At 24.8% G+C, this 15,236-nt stretch carries 16 protein-coding genes and 3 tRNA genes; 7 read left to right on the top strand and 12 right to left on the bottom strand.

Annotated features, from left to right (window positions below; translation table 11 throughout):
* Positions 1 to 112: 112 nt before the first annotated feature.
* The 3 genes from CRU93_RS01005 to CRU93_RS00995 are packed head-to-tail and all read left to right on the top strand — an operon-like array spanning position 113 to position 1,762.
* The gene (locus CRU93_RS01005) at positions 113 to 541 is read left to right on the top strand and encodes a disulfide oxidoreductase (RefSeq protein WP_258238783.1); all 429 of its coding nucleotides are present in this window, start codon (positions 113 to 115) and stop codon (positions 539 to 541) included.
* Positions 531 to 1,187: a thioredoxin domain-containing protein gene (locus CRU93_RS01000; protein ID WP_129102316.1), complete on the top strand. Its 657-nt coding sequence runs from the start codon at positions 531 to 533 to the stop codon at positions 1,185 to 1,187. The genes CRU93_RS01005 and CRU93_RS01000 overlap by 11 nt, the downstream gene beginning before the upstream one ends.
* Entirely contained in the window at positions 1,184 to 1,762 is a 579-nt protein-coding gene (locus tag CRU93_RS00995) for a TlpA disulfide reductase family protein (RefSeq protein ID WP_129102315.1), read from the top strand. Before CRU93_RS01000 ends, CRU93_RS00995 begins: the two co-directional genes overlap by 4 nt.
* 14 nt (positions 1,763 to 1,776) lie before the next feature.
* Here the strand turns inward: CRU93_RS00995 and CRU93_RS00990 are convergent, their stop codons facing one another.
* Positions 1,777 to 2,652: a GyrI-like domain-containing protein gene (locus tag CRU93_RS00990; RefSeq protein ID WP_129102314.1), complete on the bottom strand. Its 876-nt coding sequence runs from the start codon at positions 2,650 to 2,652 to the stop codon at positions 1,777 to 1,779.
* A gap of 147 nt (positions 2,653 to 2,799) precedes the next feature.
* On the opposite strand from CRU93_RS00990, the gene CRU93_RS00985 reads away from it, so the two are divergent.
* Positions 2,800 to 4,251, top strand: a complete 1,452-nt coding sequence (locus CRU93_RS00985; RefSeq protein WP_129102313.1) for an acetyl/propionyl/methylcrotonyl-CoA carboxylase subunit alpha — start codon at positions 2,800 to 2,802, stop codon at positions 4,249 to 4,251.
* 9 nt (positions 4,252 to 4,260) lie between these two features.
* Positions 4,261 to 4,905 (top strand): carbonic anhydrase, encoded by a 645-nt coding sequence (locus CRU93_RS00980; protein ID WP_129102312.1) that lies wholly within the window; start codon positions 4,261 to 4,263, stop codon positions 4,903 to 4,905.
* A 19-nt stretch (positions 4,906 to 4,924) separates the two neighbouring features.
* On the opposite strand, the gene rraA is transcribed toward CRU93_RS00980, so the two are convergent.
* Positions 4,925 to 5,410, bottom strand: coding sequence for a ribonuclease E activity regulator RraA (rraA, locus tag CRU93_RS00975; RefSeq protein ID WP_129102311.1), 486 nt, complete (start codon positions 5,408 to 5,410; stop codon positions 4,925 to 4,927).
* 213 nt (positions 5,411 to 5,623) lie between these two features.
* On the opposite strand from rraA, the gene CRU93_RS00970 reads away from it, so the two are divergent.
* Together CRU93_RS00970 and CRU93_RS00965 are read left to right on the top strand one after the other, a co-directional pair.
* A complete protein-coding gene (locus tag CRU93_RS00970; RefSeq protein WP_129102310.1) occupies positions 5,624 to 5,929 on the top strand; it encodes a hypothetical protein in 306 nt (101 codons plus the stop codon).
* 15 nt (positions 5,930 to 5,944) lie between these two features.
* Positions 5,945 to 6,700, top strand: coding sequence for a carbonic anhydrase (locus CRU93_RS00965; RefSeq protein ID WP_129102309.1), 756 nt, complete (start codon positions 5,945 to 5,947; stop codon positions 6,698 to 6,700).
* A 6-nt stretch (positions 6,701 to 6,706) separates the two neighbouring features.
* On the opposite strand, the gene CRU93_RS00960 is transcribed toward CRU93_RS00965, so the two are convergent.
* The 10 genes from CRU93_RS00960 to CRU93_RS00915 form a co-directional block, all read right to left on the bottom strand.
* Positions 6,707 to 7,465: a hypothetical protein gene (locus tag CRU93_RS00960; protein ID WP_129102308.1), complete on the bottom strand. Its 759-nt coding sequence runs from the start codon at positions 7,463 to 7,465 to the stop codon at positions 6,707 to 6,709.
* An 85-nt stretch (positions 7,466 to 7,550) separates the two neighbouring features.
* Positions 7,551 to 8,060 (bottom strand): GNAT family N-acetyltransferase, encoded by a 510-nt coding sequence (locus tag CRU93_RS00955; protein ID WP_164967596.1) that lies wholly within the window; start codon positions 8,058 to 8,060, stop codon positions 7,551 to 7,553.
* A gap of 31 nt (positions 8,061 to 8,091) precedes the next feature.
* Positions 8,092 to 8,595 carry an NADPH-dependent FMN reductase gene (locus CRU93_RS00950; RefSeq protein ID WP_129102306.1) on the bottom strand — a complete coding sequence of 168 codons (504 nt, stop codon included), beginning with the start codon at positions 8,593 to 8,595 and terminating at the stop codon, positions 8,092 to 8,094.
* A gap of 307 nt (positions 8,596 to 8,902) precedes the next feature.
* Positions 8,903 to 10,225, bottom strand: coding sequence for a hypothetical protein (locus CRU93_RS00945; protein ID WP_129102305.1), 1,323 nt, complete (start codon positions 10,223 to 10,225; stop codon positions 8,903 to 8,905).
* A 12-nt stretch (positions 10,226 to 10,237) separates the two neighbouring features.
* Entirely contained in the window at positions 10,238 to 11,785 is a 1,548-nt protein-coding gene (locus tag CRU93_RS00940; protein ID WP_129102304.1) for a P-loop ATPase, Sll1717 family, read from the bottom strand.
* A 579-nt stretch (positions 11,786 to 12,364) separates the two neighbouring features.
* Positions 12,365 to 12,452, bottom strand: a tRNA-Leu gene (locus CRU93_RS00935).
* A gap of 21 nt (positions 12,453 to 12,473) precedes the next feature.
* Positions 12,474 to 12,549: transfer RNA gene (locus CRU93_RS00930), tRNA-Phe, on the bottom strand.
* Between the two features lie 14 nt (positions 12,550 to 12,563).
* Positions 12,564 to 12,648 (bottom strand) — tRNA-Tyr (locus CRU93_RS00925).
* A gap of 106 nt (positions 12,649 to 12,754) precedes the next feature.
* Positions 12,755 to 14,371, bottom strand: a complete 1,617-nt coding sequence (locus tag CRU93_RS00920) for a UvrD-helicase domain-containing protein (protein WP_129102303.1) — start codon at positions 14,369 to 14,371, stop codon at positions 12,755 to 12,757.
* A 3-nt stretch (positions 14,372 to 14,374) separates the two neighbouring features.
* Positions 14,375 to 15,124 (bottom strand): hypothetical protein, encoded by a 750-nt coding sequence (locus tag CRU93_RS00915; RefSeq protein ID WP_129102302.1) that lies wholly within the window; start codon positions 15,122 to 15,124, stop codon positions 14,375 to 14,377.
* Between the last annotated feature and the right edge of the window lie 112 nt (positions 15,125 to 15,236).

Here is a 15,236-nt window from a genome sequence, read left to right as displayed (position 1 = left end):
AGATAAACAGTTGTATAATTTGTATACTGTATATTTTTTATATAATTTTATAATTAAATACACATTTTCTACACGTATTTTTAGATAAAATAAATAAAAAATAGGAATTTACGTGAATACTGTTAGTTCAAAAATAATCTTTCTTTCTTTCTTGGTATCATTATTTGCCACATTTGGAAGTCTTTTTTTTAGTGAAGTTATGGAATTTATCCCTTGTACAATGTGCTGGTATCAAAGAATTTTTATGTATCCTTTGGTATTTATTTTTTTAGTGGGACTACTTTATCCAGATGACAAAACATTTAAATATTCGATTGTTTTGGCTATTTTAGGATGGATATTTGCTTTTTATCATAATCTTTTAATGTTTAAAATTATTTCGGAAGATTTAGTTCCTTGTGTGCAAGGCGTTCCTTGTAGTACAGAGTATATAAATTGGTTTGGTTTTATTACTATTCCTTTTTTATCTTTAATGGCTTTTTCTTTAATAATTATTTTATTAATTTTAGGGAAAAAAGGATTTTTAAAAGATGAAAAATAAAAGTCTAATTTCTATTTCTTTAGTTCTTGTTGTTGTACTTTTTATTATTGCAGGATTCATTTATGAAAACAATAAAACTAATAAAATTAACAGTTTCACAAGTAAAAATGAACAACCATTTGTAAGAAATAACTCAGTATTTGTAGGAAATAAAGATGCAAAAATAACAATAGTTGAATTTTTTGATCCTGAATGTCCAGCTTGTGCTGCTTTTCATCCAATTGTAAATGCTGCATTTAAAGAATATTTTCCAAATATTAAGATTGTTTATAGATACTTGGCAAATCATAAATATTCAAAATATGCTATAAAGATAATAGAAGCAGCAAGAAAACAAGGAAAATATAAACAAGCTTTAGAAATAGTTTTAAAAACACAACAATTTTGGGCAGATCCACAAGATTTAAGACCAGAATTAATTTGGCAGTATTTAGCTAATTCAGACATTGATATGAAACAACTAAAGAAAGATTTTTTAAAAATAAATATTGATATAATACTAAAACAAGCAAGAGAAGATGCAAATAAACTTAATATAACAGGAACACCGACACTTTTTGTAAATAGTAAAGAGTTAAAAGAATTAAGTTATAAAGCACTGTTTGATTTAGTAGAAAATGAAATCTTAAAAGAAGGAACAAAATGAAAAGTTTTTATCTAATATTTTTAATACCAATAATATTATTTATATCTGGATGTAATGATGAAAGTGATGAATCAAATGCAGTAGTAATAAAAGATTCAAATAGTTTTAAAGATTTAAAAAAACAAAGTAGTATTTACTATACACTAAAGACTGTTGAAGGAAAACAAATAAAATTAACAGTTGATAATGGAGTTTTAAAATCTGATGATATACAATTAAAAGGTAAGACTGTTTTGATTAACTTTTGGGCAACATGGTGCCCCCCTTGTGTAAAAGAGATACCAATTTTAAATAAACTTTATTCAAAATATAAAAAAGATTTTGTTGTTTTAGGTGTATTGTATGAAAGAAATAAAGATATTGATGAATTAAAAGCTTTTTTAGATGAGCATAACATGGAGTTTCCTATTTCTATAAGTGCAGATGAAAATTTTAGAATGGCTAAAAATATAAATAATGTTAGAAAAATCCCAGAGTCATACTTATATGGAAAAGATGGAAAAATCTTAAAAAAATATATAGGTTTAATTGATGAAAAAGATTTAGAATCTCGCATTAAAAATAGTATTAAATAGAACTTTTTTTCTATTTAATATTTTATAGATACATAAAAACTAATATCAAATCTATTATCATCACTTAAAAAGTTGTTTTTATGATAAACTGCATATGAAGGTTTTGTAGTTGTTTCATACTCGCTATTTACTAGCCACTCATGATATACCCAGTGAATGAATTTTAGCATATCACCATGAACTCCTTCTAAATCAAATTTTGCGTAAACTCCATCTGAAATTTCAAAGTTTGGAAGTCTATCACTTTTTACATCATCTTTATTTTCTGGCACAATACAAGCAATATATTGGCACTCACTTAATGGCGTAATAGTTGGATTGTCATGTAAAAGTGCAATTTGTTTATAATTTTCTAATTCATTATTCAAAATTAATGTTTGAAGTTTTTGCCAAGTCTCTTTTACATTTACGTTGTAACCTTTATTTCTGATATAAAAACTATCAAGAGCAGGCATTTTTACAATTTTGGGAGTTATTTTTGAAAAATCAGCATTTGATTTTAATGCACTTCTAGATTGTTGCAAAATATTGCTAGAGTACTGTTTATATCCAAAGTTCTTCCATTGCTTTGGTGACATATTAAATCTTTGTTTAAAAGCTTTGATAAAAGATGATTGAGAACTATACCCACAAAGATTTGCAATATTTGAAATAGTAGAATATTTATTTGTTAGAAGTAAATTTGCAGCTTTTTGCAATCTTATAGATTTAATACTTTCATATATGTTTTTTCCAAACTCTTCTTTAAATACTCTTTGCATATGAAATTTACTTATGTTTAAATCATAACTTAACTCTTCAATATCAATGTGAGTTTCAATATGAGTATAGATATAAAACATTATATCATTTGCAATTTTAGTTCTTCTTTGCAGAGTATTTTTTTTCATGGGAAAATTATAGCATAAATAAACTATAGAATAAGCACAAAATATAATTTTTTTTAGCACAAATGAACAATAAAACTAGCAATAAAGAGGAAGAATTATTTCTTTTTTAATTTTAAAATAAGAAGTAAATTTTTTATAGGAAGAATCATGGAAAAAATATCAAAAGTTTTAATAGCAAATAGGGGAGAGATAGCATTAAGAATTATAAGAGCATGTAAAGAATTAGATATTACTAGTGTTGCTATCTTTTCAGAAGTAGATGTAGAAGGTGTTTGGGTAAGAAAAGCAGATGAGTGTTATCCAATAATGGGAGATGTAATTAAAGCATATTTAGATTATGATGTAATAATCTCAATTGCGAAAAAAGCAAATTGTGATGCTATTCATCCAGGATATGGGTTTTTAAGTGAAAATGCAGACTTTGCACAAGCTTGTGCAGATAATGGAATTACATTTATTGGTCCAAAACCTGAACATATTGCATTATTTGGTGATAAAATGGCATCAAAAGTTGCAATGAAAGAGGTTGGTGTTCCAGTTTTAGAAGGTACAGATGAACCAATTGATGATGTTAAAGAAGCTCAAGATATTGCAGAAAACATTGGATTTCCAGTAATTATCAAAGCTGCCTTTGGTGGTGGAGGTAGAGGAATGAGAATTGTTAAAAATAAAAAAGACTTTAAAGAGATGTTTGATAGTGCAAAAAATGAATCTATTAAATATTTTGGTAGAGGTGAAGTTTTTATTGAAAAATATGTTGAAAATCCAAGACACATAGAAGTTCAAGTTATTGCAGATAAATTTGGAAATGTTTTACACTTAGGAGAAAGAGATTGTTCTATTCAAAGAAGACATCAAAAAGTTGTAGAAATTGCTCCTTCTCCACTATTAAATCAAAGTGCGAGAAAAGAACTATTTAGAATAGCAACAAAAGCAATGTTTAAATTGGGTTATGAAAGTGTAGGAACAATCGAGTTTTTACTTGATAGTGAAGATAATATATATTTTATAGAAATGAATACAAGAGTTCAAGTAGAACATCCAGTTACAGAAATTACATCTGGTGTTGATATTATTCAAAGAATGATTCAAATAGCAGAAGGTGATAAGTTACAAATGTTACAAGAAGATATAAAATTTAGAGGTTATGCAATTGAATTTAGAATTAATGCAGAAAATCCTCATAAAAACTTTATGCCTTCAGTTGGTAAAATAACAAAATATTTAACTCCAGGTGGACCAGGAGTAAGATTAGATACATCAATTTATTCAGGATATAAAGTTCCTGCAAACTATGATTCTATGGTTGGTAAATTAATTGTATGGTCTTTAGACTGGGAAGGTACTGTAAAAAAAGCAAGAAGAGCACTTGATGAGTTTTATATTGAAGGTTTTCCTACAAATATCAGTTTACATAGAGAGATTGTAAGAGATGAAGATTTTAGAAATGGAAAATTTACAACAAGTTATTTAGATGAAAAATTAGAAACTTTTACTTTAAGTAGTGAACAACATATTAAAGAAGAAGAGGAAAAGATTTCTAAAATAGTATCTTTTATTTCAAAATTAAAAGAGAAAAATATAAAAACAAAACAATAAGGTTTTAAGATGGGGATAGAACAATTAATAGAAGGGAATTTAACTTTTAAAAATTCAAGATTTAAAGATTATAAGGATGATTTTAACTCTTTAGTTGAAAAAGGACAAAGTCCTGAAGTTTTATTTATAGGATGTAGTGATAGTAGAGTTGTTCCAGAATTAATTATGGATTCAAAACCAGGTGATATGTTTATCGTTAGAAATGTTGGAAACTTTGTACCTCCTTTTGAAGAGGACAATGATTTTCATGGTAGTTCAGCTGCAATAGAGTTTGCAGTAAGTGTCTTAAATGTAAAACATATAATTGTATGTGGTCATTCATATTGTGGTGCTTGTAGAACACTATATAAAGAAATAGATGATAACAATATTGGAATGGTGCATGTTAAAAAATGGTTAGAATTAGGACAAAAAGCTAAAAATTATGTTTTGACTAACTATTTAGATTTATCAGCAGAAGAGATATATACAAAAACAGAGAAAACATCAGTTGTTTATCAATTGCAAAATCTTTTATCTTATCCTGAAATTAAAAAAAGAGTTGAAGAAAAAACTCTTGAAATTCATGGATGGTATTATCGAATTCAAGATGGTTCAATCTTATATTATGATATCTCTGATGAAAAATTTAAAGAATTAAAATCAAAAAGTTAAAAGACTCTTTTAGAGTCTTTTATACAAGTTTTTTATCTGTAATAATTACACCATCACAATCTGCATAAATGTAATCACCACTTTTTACAGTAACACCTTCAAAATTTAGTTCCACATCTCTTGCTGATTGTGTTTTATCAAAGTTTCTTTGAGGGCATGTTCCAACTGCATATAGTCCAACATCTATATTTACAGTTTCATTTGTATCTCTTACATATCCATTGATGATAATTGCTTCGTAGTTATTATTTTTTGCAAATGCCATTAGTCTATCACCAACTATTCCAAAATAAGCTTGATCTACATCTACTACAACTACTTTTCCTTCACCTTTTTCATCTCTTAACATTGAAAGAAGAAGCCAATTGCTTTTATCTAATTTTACTGTTATTACTTCACCTTGAAATTTTTTTTTGCCACCAAAAGATTTAAATTTTGGTGAAAGTACTTGTATATTAGCAGTATCTTTAAAATCATCACATATATCTGCTGTGCTAAAACTCATTATAATCCTTTCTATTTATCTAGCCTATATAGATTATAATAGAATCATATGTATATAAAGTGTTGAAAATGGTAAAATATAGAATAAAATTTAAGCTTAATTTTATTTATTAAAACTAATTAAAGTTAAAAATATGCTATTTCTTATACTCTTTTATATAAATAAGATAAAATAATTGTTACAATGAATAAATTTACAATTTAAAGAGATAACATGGATATATCAAACTTATTATTAATTATTCTTTTTATAGTATTCTTTTACTTAATTTTTAAAAAATATTTTATTCCTAAAAAAGGTTCAAAAACAGCAGAAGAAAAAAAAGAAGAAATAGTAAAATCCTATGAAGATGAGATGAGTAGAATTCTTTATGAAAATAAGCATAATAATGAGGTTTTATTAAAGAAGAAAAAAGAGTTCTTATTAAAAGTTAATAATGAGTTAAAAATGAATATCTTTTTTGATGATAATGAATCACAAGCAATCATTCAAAAGCTTATTCATATGAAAATTGATTAAATATAAGGAGAATATATGAAAAAAACAATGATTTACATATTAATAGTTGCTCTAATTGCAATATTCTTAGGTGAGGGTGATAAACATAAGCCTTTGGCTCATTGGGGTTATAATGGTGATATCTCACCTAATAATTGGTTTAAACTTGATGAACGATACAATATGTGTAAAGATGGAAAACATCAATCTCCTATAAATATAGTTACAGATGAATTAACTAATGTAGTTTTAGAAGAGATTACTTATTATGATGATTCAATTGCAAAATCTTTTGAAAATAATGGGCATACATTAAAAGTAAATTTTTTAAGTGGAAATATGATTGAGTATGGCTCTAAAGAATATGCTTTAAAACAGATGCATTTTCATACACCAAGTGAGAATAAAATTGATGGAAAAACTTATCCAATGGAAGCACATTTGGTACATAAAGACTCTAATGGGAATATATTAGTAATTGCTGTTATGTTTGAATTATCAGATGATACAAATGTTATAATAGACAAACTTTTAAAAGATTTACCAACAAAAAAAGGTGAAAAAAATGATTTAACATCAGATATTTATGGTTATGATATTTTACCTCAAAATAAAGAATTTTATACTTTTGATGGTTCTTTAACAACACCACCTTGTAGTGAAAATGTAAAATGGATTGTATTAAAAAATCCAGTTAACATTATTAAAACTCAATTAGAAGAATTTAAAAATATTATGCAAAAAAATAATAGACCAATTCAAAGTAAAAATAATAGATATATTTTAGGATAAAGACAACTAATTGTTGTCTTTATTTTCATCTTTTTCAAAATCAATCTTTTTTAGATTATCTTGATTTTGAATATTTTTAAAATCATTGTTTTGTTTTGTATCTGGATTTGTTCCATTTAGTGAGGATATTAATCTAGCTTCAGTTTCTGCTTTTAAATCACCTTTTGCAATAGTATCAAGTATTTTATTTGCAATTTGAAGTTTGGCTTCAGTCTCTTTTGATCTAAAGTATTTTTCCATGTTATCTTCATATGCTTTTAATTTGTCTTTTCTTTTATTATTTAAATAATAAAATATTAATAGAGCAATTATAAGTAAAATAAATCCAATTAAAATTATAAAGTAAGTATCAAGTTGTTTATCGTGTTCTTTTTGCAATCTTTCAAGTTCAAACTTTAGTCTTTTCTCTCTATTTGTTGCTTTTATTTTTTCTTTTTCAATTCTTATTTTTTCTTTTTCAATCTCTGATTTAATTTTTTGAATTTCAATATCTTTTTTACTATTTATTTCAGCTTTTTTTTCTTCAAGTTTAGCTTCAGTCTCTTCGGTTTTTATTTGTTTATTTTGTTCTAACTCTTTTTCTTTTAATGATAATTCACGCTCTTTTAAAGCAATTTGTGCATCAAGTTCTTTTTGTTTTAACTCTTTTGCTTGTTGTAGCTCTTTTTTCTTTAATGCAATCTGTTCATCACTAGGTCCAAACATATCGCAGCCACTAAAAAATATGGCAATAAGAATTACTTGTAATATAAAAATTTTTTTCAAATCATATCCTTTAATTGACCTTTAGAATATAACATAATTGTTATAATTTTTTATTAAAAAAGAAGTATATGAAATTGTAAGAAAATTAAAAATTTAAGATATACACATCTCTTAGTTTTCTAGAGTCACTTGTAGTTATACTTTTGAAATAATCAAACCCTAGTGATTTAATAGTTTTTATTGAGTTTGTATTGTTTTTATCTACAAGTGCAAGTGCTCTTTTTGCTTTTAGTTCATCTTTAATAAAATCAATCTGTGCTTGTCCTATCTCTTTTGCAAATCCTTTTTTCCAAAATTGTTTAGCTAAGATAAATCCAATTTCATAATCAATTTCATCTAAATATTTACATTCTAATACACCGCCAAGTCCTATGACTTCGTTTGTATCTTTTTTTTCTATAATACTAAGTCCAATTTTGTTTTTAAAATTGCAGTTTTTATTTATAAAGTTTTTTGTTTGCTCATAAGAGAAGTTTTCATTGCCAAATGTGTATTTTACTACTTCACTACACTTAAATATCTTTTTGTACAAAGTATCAATATCTGTATTATTAAATGTTCTAAGAAGAACTCTTTTTGTAGTTAATATATTCAATGTTTTTCCTAATATATGGATATTCCATATATTAAGATAATCTAGCTAATTGTTGAATTATACTTTTTGCAGTATCTTCATTTAGCGGTTTATCATATGATGTTAAAATCTCTCTAGCTAAGATATTTGCTCCTAAGTGTTGGAACATAATTCTCATAGCTTGAAGCCCTTTTGCTCCACCTCCACCACTGTGTGTTGCAAGTGCAAGAATTTTTTCATTAAATGCATCTCTCCAATCTTTTGTACTTCTTGAAGTCCATGCCATTGCATTATTTAATACAGGAGGCATAACTCCATTATATTCAGGCGCAATAACAATAAATGCTTTTAATCCTAAGATTTTATTCGCTAATTCTAAAGCTTGAGGAGGAAGTCCATTTTTCTCTTCTGCAACAGTTGAGTATAAAGGTAAATCTAAATCAACTAAATTTATAAACTCTACTTCATGTCCTAATTCAAGTGTTAATTCTTCTATTCTTTTACCAAGTTTTACATTATTTACAGCACTAGCTACTAGTATTCCAATTTTTGCCATAAAATCTCCTATATTTTTTAATTGCAAGATTATACTCTTAAAAATTTAAAGATTCTTTGTAATCAATAACTAATATCAAATATAAGGTTTTACGTAAAATAGAAAAAATAAATTAATAAAAAATATATAAGTATAAAATAATAAATTAGTTTTGTAAAATTTAATTTGATTGTAAAAAATAGTTTTGGAAGTTTGATTATTATAAGTGGTGCGAATCTAGAATCTGAATAATAAAATACTATAAATAGCGTCCTTTAAGTATATTCTTTTTTTAATAGTTGTTATATTGACATATTAAGACACAAATTTAGCACATTATATTACTTTTTTTGCGTGAACTTAATCTCTTATTTTCAAGTTCTAATAAAGTTTTTAATTCTTTTTTTACTTGACTACTATGTGTTATGGATAAATTTTTTGAAACACGCATTCTTCTTTTTCTTTTTTCTTCAGTAAAAAAGTTTTGAGCATATTCTTCATTTCTTAACCTTAACATCTCTTCTTTATAAATATAGGTAACAATTTGTTCTTGCCTTTCTTTTCGAATTACAATTAAATCAGGTTTAATACTTTCATACATTTTCTTTAAACCTTCGTCTTGAGTATAAAGAATAGGAATAATTCCTTGTTTATCGTAAAAATTTTGGGGCATCATACAAATGAATAAATCAATAGCAGTATTGTTTAGTCTTTCTAAATAATCTTTTTCATTATTTAATTCCCTTACTTTTGAAAAAAATAGATGTGAATCATCTTTTATAAATTCAGTTAAAATTTTAAACATTCTAGTAGAAAATAACAATGATTTTTCATCAATTTTATTTAGAATATATTCTTCTCTTTTCTTTATATGCGAAGTTTGTCTTTTGTCTTTTTTTGGGAAAAGTAATCTTGATTGAAGCACAAATATTAAAAATAATCTAGAGTTATTAAATATTTTAAAAATAAAAGGTATTTGCTTATTTGTTTGAAGAATAAAATCTTCTAATTTAGGTAAGTTTAAACTTTTGAAATTTTCATAAAGTATATCTAGATTTTGAAACATTCCTTCTTGTATAGAATCTTTTCTATTTAATTGAATATTACTTCCTTTATGAATACAAAAGTTAATTATATTTTCTAAACAATATGGTAATAAATCAAAATTGCATTTTTCGTTAATAATTAAGTTTGAATTATCTACAAAATCTTTCTTATGAATTTTTTGTTCTTTAAAGTATTTTTCTAAGTCGCTAGTAACATTACTATCTAAAAGAATTGAATAGTCAAGTTTAAATTTTTTAGAAGGAATGAAAAGTTCTAGTTTTTCATTCCCTATGGTATTTATAAATACATTATTATTCTTAAGAAAAGGAAATTCACATACTATCGATGATAATAATTTACCTTCAAATTCTTTTATAAATTTTATTTCATATTTTTTGAGTACATTAATATATTTCTTATATAAATAATCGATTTTTTCAGAACTAAAATCATTTAATGTGTCAAATTCATCATAAAAGTCTTGGATAGTTTTAATTTGAGAGGTTTCATAATATTTTTTTTCCTCTTTTTCATAGGGAATTATTTTTTCTTTATTAATAAATTTATTTTTAAAAAAGTTTTTAAATATTTTTAGAATACTCATTAGTATAACTATTTAAATTGTTAAGTTTGATTGACATCTATTGCATTGCCAATGAACTAATCCATATGAATTATTCTTATTGAAAACATTAATGGTATCACATTCTTCACATTTTATTAAGTTATCTGAAATAAATTCTTCAATTTTTTTATCTGAGCATACATGTCTAGCAATTCTTAAATCTTTAATTGTATATACATTTATGGGATTTTGGCTTTGTTTGACTTTAATCTTATTACTAGAAGATATAACATATTCTGCTCTTGTCCAAGGCATTAATATATTTCTTGCAGTACTGTCATTACACTTAAAAACTTCATTGTATAGATATGGAATTGTAAAAGTTGAATGTTTTATTCTTTTTAAATCTTTTCTTTGTTTATCTTTTAATATTAATTCTTCAAATTTGTTTTTACAAAAGATATCAAGACCTTTGTTTATTGAACTATTATTTGGAAATAAATTTTCATCTTTTGAAACAAAGAGAAATTGATCAAAAATTGATTTCATTATATTAATTGCATCACGAGGAGAATTATTTGCAAAATCTAAAATATAATTAATTGTAGATTGTTCTGCTTCTAGTATGTCATAAAGTGAACTATATTTACCATTACTAAATGCAATTAATCTTTTATTTATCAGTTCAATAATTTTTTCTTTCGACCATGTCATTTCAAAAATTTCAATTCTATCTTTTCTTATATCTTCTGCCCAATGTTCTTGTATTTTATCCCATAAGAAAAATTTAAAAACAATTGTTCTTTGTTCAAGTATTTTTAACTCTTTTATTAATGGTTTTATAAGTTCATAAGACTTATTTGAATCACTACCTGTCAATACTGTTTCATCTACTGAGTCAATTAATATAAAAACTGCATTAACCCTTATTTTGTTAAATAATTTCTCTATTATTTTTATAGTATCTAGTAGTTCTTCATGTGATATATATTGTTTTTTATCTTGAAATTCTAAATTGATTGGTTTAATACCTAGTTTATCTAATACTGAATTAATTATTGAATTAATTGAATTTCCTGCACTTTTCCATAATTGAGTAACTTTTTCGGATACTCCTTTAATGGAATCAAGTGCATGATTAACTTCACTTTCTGTTATTCCTGTCAGAAAATTTGATGTTAAGATATTAATATTCTTTTTATCATACTTATCATAAATATTTTTGTCATTAAGAGTATTTATTTTAGTTAAAAGTGCAATTAATAAATATTTAATTATTCTTCTTAAGTGCATTTCATATGTAATAGAAGTAATGTTTTTTAAGTTTTCAATAGGAAACTGGTCATAAACAATACTAATAATATTATCTTCACTTGCTGACATTATTTCAATCATTTTTCTTTGTGCTGTTTTCCCAGCACCTCTTGGTGCAATGACAATTGAGGATTTAGGTGTTTGTATTGAACCAATTAATGAATAAAAATAAGGGGGAGTAATAAAAAACTCTTCTAATTTATCTTCATGTACTGCATTTGTAGAAGCAAAAGGGTCTGAAACAAAACCATGATTAATAAAATATTTATCTTTATTAAATATCAAATTTTCTTCTCCATCTTGAAATTAGTACATAATACATAAAATAGAATTAAATAATAATTATTTAATTCTATCTATTTGCCTTTAATTGTTTAAAATAAAGTTATGCAAATAAAAGAGCTAAAAAAATAAGAAGATTTTATAGATATATTATATATAGAAAAATTCATTGAAGAACAGAAAAAACTCTATAATGACGCGCATTTTTATAAAATAGAAAAGAAAAAAGCATTTAGAAATACAATTTTGTTGATTTAACATTTATTTAACTGAAAATATTTTATAGATTAATTGGATTTGACAAAATGTATATTTAGAAGATTCAAGAATATTCTTAAAATTGTTTAGTTCTACTAATACACCTTGAAACGTTAGATGAACTTTATGAGTTAGAGACTAGACTTTTATATGAAAGCAGTATTGAAAAAACTTCTTAATCTAAAGTAAATGAAGCAATCATTCCTAGAATAATTTTAGTAAAATAGAAATAATAATTTAATAAAAAATATAAGTATAAAAAAATAAATTAATTTTGTTAAGTTTGATTGTAAAAAATAGTTTTGGAAGTTTGATTATTATAAGTGGTGCGAATGGTGAGAATCGAACTCACACTCCCAAAACGGGAACGGGATTTTAAGTCCCGCGCGTCTACCAGTTCCGCCACACTCGCACAAATAATAAATAAAAAAAGTGGTGGCGCGGGGCAGAATCGAACTGCCGACACAAGGATTTTCAGTCCTTTGCTCTACCGACTGAGCTACCGAGCCACTGTTAACTTAAGTGGTGGTGAGAGAAGGATTTGAACCTTCGAAGCCATAGGCGGGAGATTTACAGTCTCCTGGATTTGACCACTCTCCAACCTCACCGATTGTTAAGTTTATGTCGCTTTTTTGTTAAGCGGGTGGAATTATAATAATTACTATATTAAAACAAGCTGAAATAATCTGAAATCATTAAAAAAACTTATAAATTTCAATAATGTTTAATATTATTGCTTTTTAGCCACTCTTCTTGTAAAGATTTAAGTCTTTTCATCGGAATCTTTTTTTTAGATTTTTTTATGAAAGGTTTATTCTCTTTTTCCTTTGTATTTGAGCTATAATCCAAATGTAAATCTGCCATATTTAATGCATCAATTGTTCTTGTTGCAGCTACATAATAAATATTTAATTCTTCATTTATTTTTATATTATTATATTTATTTTTTTTATTTAATATCTCTTTATTTGATATAAAGTCGTCATCGCACATCACAACTTGAGAATATTGCATACCTTTTGATTTATGAGCAGTAGTAAAGATTATATCTGCATTATTTTTATTTTCTGTTAGATTATTTTTAATTTCTTTGTTTATTTCAAAAATGCTATCATTATAAGTATTAATAAATTTTATAATATTTAAGTATTCCTGATTTTTTGTATCTTTTGAGTACTCTTCTAAGTCTTCAATTGATGTAAACTCTTTTAGCTCTTCAATTGTTACTTTTTCATATTTTTTTTGTTTTAAATAAAAGATTGAGTATACAGTTTGATTCATAAATGAGTATGAACTATAACCACCTTCAAAATATATTTTATAATCTTTTTTTCTTTTTAAAAATCTTATAACCTCTTTTATTAGAGCAAAACTTGTTCTACTTATTACACAAAACTGTTTATCAAAATCAACTACATTTTTGCCAACTTTAGATGTTTTATTATCAAGACCTGAAATATTTAGTGTTTTTAACTCATTTTTTTTATAAATAATATTTAGGTTATCTTGTACAACTTTTGCTAATTCATTTGAAAATCTAAAACTTTTACTTAAATTATAAGTGGGTAGTTTTATTTTGTCAAGTGCATTTATTGCAAATCTAAAAGAGTATATTTGTTGAAAACTATCTCCTACATATACTCTTTTGCAATTTTGGTTTTCTACAATAGCAATCATCACATCTGAAATATCTTGAGCTTCATCTACAAGAATTAAATCATATCCTAAATTAGAAGATATTCTTTTATTTAAATAAAAGAACTTCAAATAAAAATCATGAGTTGATTCAATTTTCCCTTGTTTCATACAAGTCAAAATATATTTTGTATGATTTAAAATATTATCTTCTCTGATTTTTAAAAGTTTTAATATTTTTGCATCTAGATTTGAGTATTTTTTGTAACTTTGTAATAAATTTGAATCAATAGGTATAATTGAACTATTGCAATAAAAATTAACAATATCTTTTAATAAAGCTGTATAATTTGGCGTGGGATCATAGACTCTATTTTGTTCAAACTGTTTTATACATTTTAATATAGTCTGTACTTTTAGCTCATGTGTTAATCTAAAATTCCATGCTTGCATTTTGTTATAAGCAAGTGAATGAATTGTTTTTACTTGCATATTTGATATTTTTAATTTATGAAGTTTTTTTTCTAGTGATGTTTGTAGTGATTTATTATATGCAAGGTATAAAATTTTTAGATTAGGAAACTGTTTTGCATACTCTAATAAAGTGGTAGTTTTACCACTTCCTGCAACTGCATTTATTTTAAATGAGTGCTTATTAGAGTTTATAATTGAAAGTTGTTCGTCTGTAAAATTCATATACTAAAAAGTTGTAATTTTAGGTGGAAATTCTTCAAATGATTTAAATATAGCCTGAGTAATATCATTTTTGTATTTTAAATTTTGCATTGGATTTGCAAATTGCAATAATTTTTTTGAAAACTCTTCTGTTTTCTCTGCTTTATAAACAAATGCAATCTTTTTACCTAATTTTTCACAGTTTTCAAATAACATTCTTGCATAATCATCAATATAAGTAAACTCTTTAGAGTTTATCTTTTCTCCCCATGCAAAAAATACAAACTTACCACTTGGAATTAAATTTTGTGCATCTAAATACATGATATCTCTATCAAACTCTGTATTTTGAGAAGAGTAGTATTTTTCTAAATCATCATTAAACTTCATCAATAAAGATGATGCATCAATATTTTTTTCATTTAAGTTAAAAAGATTTCTTATTTGTACAATTTTACCTCTGTATTCATCATTTTTCATTGCATTTTTGAATATTGTCATATAAGTCTCTATTTTTAGTTCAACTAATTCTTCAAACTTGTCAAAATCTTGATCAAGTAAAAAAGTATTTGAATCATAATCCATTGGTGAAACAATTGGATTGTAAAGAAAAATAGTACCAATGATATTTTTCTTTTTAAGTTTGTTATTCTTTATTTTTTCTTTTAACTCTTTAGGAGTTATTACATCCTGTTCATTTTGACTTATGTATAGATAACTTTCAGTTAAAAATACCTCTTCATATTTAGTTTCAAAAGTACCAAAATATTGCATGTTATTCCTCTTGTTTTATTAAATGTAATATTATCAAAAGAAAATAGTTATTAAGCTTATTGTATAAAGTAACACTTTTTTTAAAAAATAAAACAAAATTATTATTAAACTA

This window comes from Arcobacter sp. CECT 8985 (genome assembly GCF_004116495.1).
Classification (GTDB): Bacteria; Campylobacterota; Campylobacteria; order Campylobacterales; family Arcobacteraceae; genus Malaciobacter.
The sequence above is the reverse complement of the archived record's forward strand: the minus strand, read 5'-3'. Positions and strand labels throughout refer to the sequence as shown.

Bases quoted from the DNA above. Each gene is read 5' to 3' on its own strand.
- CRU93_RS01000 (WP_129102316.1), top strand. From the start codon at position 531: ATGAAAAATAAAAGTCTAATTTCTATTTCTTTAGTTCTTGTTGTTGTA.
- CRU93_RS00995 (WP_129102315.1), top strand. From the start codon at position 1,184: ATGAAAAGTTTTTATCTAATATTTTTAATACCAATAATATTATTTATA.
- CRU93_RS00990 (WP_129102314.1), bottom strand. From the start codon at position 2,652: ATGAAAAAAAATACTCTGCAAAGAAGAACTAAAATTGCAAATGATATA.
- CRU93_RS00985 (WP_129102313.1), top strand. From the start codon at position 2,800: ATGGAAAAAATATCAAAAGTTTTAATAGCAAATAGGGGAGAGATAGCA.
- CRU93_RS00980 (WP_129102312.1), top strand. From the start codon at position 4,261: ATGGGGATAGAACAATTAATAGAAGGGAATTTAACTTTTAAAAATTCA.
- rraA (WP_129102311.1), bottom strand. From the start codon at position 5,410: ATGAGTTTTAGCACAGCAGATATATGTGATGATTTTAAAGATACTGCT.
- CRU93_RS00970 (WP_129102310.1), top strand. From the start codon at position 5,624: ATGGATATATCAAACTTATTATTAATTATTCTTTTTATAGTATTCTTT.
- CRU93_RS00965 (WP_129102309.1), top strand. From the start codon at position 5,945: ATGAAAAAAACAATGATTTACATATTAATAGTTGCTCTAATTGCAATA.
- CRU93_RS00950 (WP_129102306.1), bottom strand. From the start codon at position 8,595: ATGGCAAAAATTGGAATACTAGTAGCTAGTGCTGTAAATAATGTAAAA.
- CRU93_RS00945 (WP_129102305.1), bottom strand. From the start codon at position 10,225: ATGAGTATTCTAAAAATATTTAAAAACTTTTTTAAAAATAAATTTATT.
- CRU93_RS00920 (WP_129102303.1), bottom strand. From the start codon at position 14,371: ATGAATTTTACAGACGAACAACTTTCAATTATAAACTCTAATAAGCAC.
- CRU93_RS00915 (WP_129102302.1), bottom strand. From the start codon at position 15,124: ATGCAATATTTTGGTACTTTTGAAACTAAATATGAAGAGGTATTTTTA.